The sequence below is a fragment of the Kitasatospora putterlickiae genome (assembly GCF_039527695.1).
GTDB classification, from domain to species: domain Bacteria; phylum Actinomycetota; class Actinomycetes; order Streptomycetales; family Streptomycetaceae; genus Kitasatospora; species Kitasatospora putterlickiae.
Genome location: NZ_BAAAKJ010000292.1, coordinates 8533 through 10475 on the forward strand (window position 1 = coordinate 8533; position 1943 = coordinate 10475).

1 protein-coding gene is annotated in these 1943 nt (G+C 70.0%); it reads right to left on the reverse strand.

Going from position 1 to position 1943, the window contains the following annotated elements; translation table 11 throughout:
- Nucleotides 1-46: 46 nt before the first annotated feature.
- On the reverse strand, nt 47-1540 hold the full coding sequence (locus tag ABD308_RS28380) for a Cys-Gln thioester bond-forming surface protein (RefSeq protein WP_344340421.1): 1494 nt from the start codon (nt 1538-1540) through the stop codon (nt 47-49).
- Between the last annotated feature and the right edge of the window lie 403 nt (nt 1541-1943).

Sequence of the window (1943 nt, forward strand, 5' to 3'; positions counted from 1 at the left end):
AATGCCGCCGGATCACGCCCTAGCGGGCCGTGGTCCGGGTGCCGCCTCAGGCGGCGTCGCCACCGCGGCGGCGGCGCAGCAGGAAGACCGCGGCACCGCCGGCCACGACCAGACCGCCGGCGACGGCGGCGATGACCGGGGTGGCGTCGCTGCTACCGGTCTGGGCCAGGCCGCCGGTGGTGCCGGGGGCGGTGCTCGGCGGCGCGGGGAGCGGGGCGGCGGTGGTGGCGCTGGCGGTGGCCGACGGGGTGGCGCTCGGGGTCGCCGGCTTCGTGGTGGTGGTGGTCGGGGCCGGGGTGGTCGGCTTGGCGGTGGTCGGCTTGGCCGTGGTCGGGGTGGCCGAGGGGCTCGGCGTTCCCACGCTCGCGGTCTGGCAGTCCAGGATGCCCTTGAAGTTCTTGGAGTAGCTGTTCGGGCCGGTCACCGTGATGTCGTAGGCGGTGTCCTCGGCGACCTTGACGACCACGGTCTCGGTCTTGTTCGGCTGGACGGTGAGGTCCTTGCCCGGCTTCACCGAGACGGTGGCCGCCTCGTCGCCGCCGTTGGTGACGGAGACCTTGACGCCGTTGGCGACGCACTCGACGGCCGCGGTGCTGTCGACCAGCGGGCCCTTGCCCGCCACCCAGGTCGCCTTCACGGAGTCCTTGACGCCGAGCTTGGTCGAGCCGGCGAGGATCATGGTCTGGCTGTGCTTCTCCGGGGTGTAGCCCTTGCTGAGGAAGACGCGGCCGCTGGGCACGACGGTCTCGGCGGAGGCGTTGACGGTGGCCGTGCCGTCCGGGGTGCCCGCGGGCACGTCCAGGAACAGCTGGGTGTCCTTGGCGACCGGGCCGGCCAGGGCGCTGACGTCCTTGCCGTCCTTGTCGACCAGCTTGACCGTGTCGGCGGAGTCGCCGGAGACGGCGAGCTTCACCTCGTTGGCGCTGGAGTTGATGGTGAACGGACCGAGCTTGCCGCCCGGCTTGCCCGCCACCGAGTCCGGGGCGAGGCTCAGCGAGGGCTTGGGCTCGGCGGCGATGCCCTTGTTCTTCTCGCTGACGAGGTAGTCGCGCAGCTGCTTGGCCTCGGCGTCGACCGGGGTGGCGTTCTTGCCGTCGGAGAACTTCCAGATCGCGGCCTGGGTGCCGGCGGCGGCGTCCTCCTTGGTCAGCTCGCCCTTGACGCCGGCGTCGGTGGCCAGCTTCTTGAGGTCGGTGACCTGCGGGTAGGAGTTCTCCAGGATCCAGCGGATCTTGGAGGCGTCCTCGGCCTTCTCCGGGCGGCCGAGCGAGCTCGACTTCCAGTCGGACTCCTGGTACTCGACACCGCTCGTGATGTCGACCGGGTGGTCGATGTCGATGCAGTACGTCTTGATCTCGCCGTCGGGCGTCCTGAGGGTGAAGAGGCCGCCCTGGATGGAGTGGCCGCCCTCGATGGCGATCTCCTCGCTCATCAGGGTCGGCTGGATCACTGCCGTGACGGCCCCGCCGGGGGCGTCCGCCGCGGTCGCCGCACCGGCCGCGAACAGGCCCCCGGCCAGCGCAACGCTGGTCGCGAGCATGACAGTAGTGATGCGGGGAAGCGTCCGCCCCTGCCTCTGCAACATCTGGGATCCCTCCGGGCCGGGCCATGCCGATGGGCAGCCCGCCTTGCTTGCCGCGCCCCCTGTGGCGCTGCTTCATGATGTGAACCAGACGCATCCTATGAAGCGTCAGAGGCCCGGAAACCCTCATGCGAAATCAGGACGATTCCGTATCCGTATCGTTATCAACCACCCCGGTGTCTCCACAAGCTGACGGTCAGCCAGAATTTCGGGATCATTCCGCAAACCGGAGCGGGATTGCGCGTGCGGGTCGCAACACCCTTCTCGATTCGCATATTTGTCGACAGTGATACCGCCGACCGGACATCTCCCGGGCGGCTAGGCGTCACCCCCGCCCTCCCCGTCCGCCGCCGCGCCGACG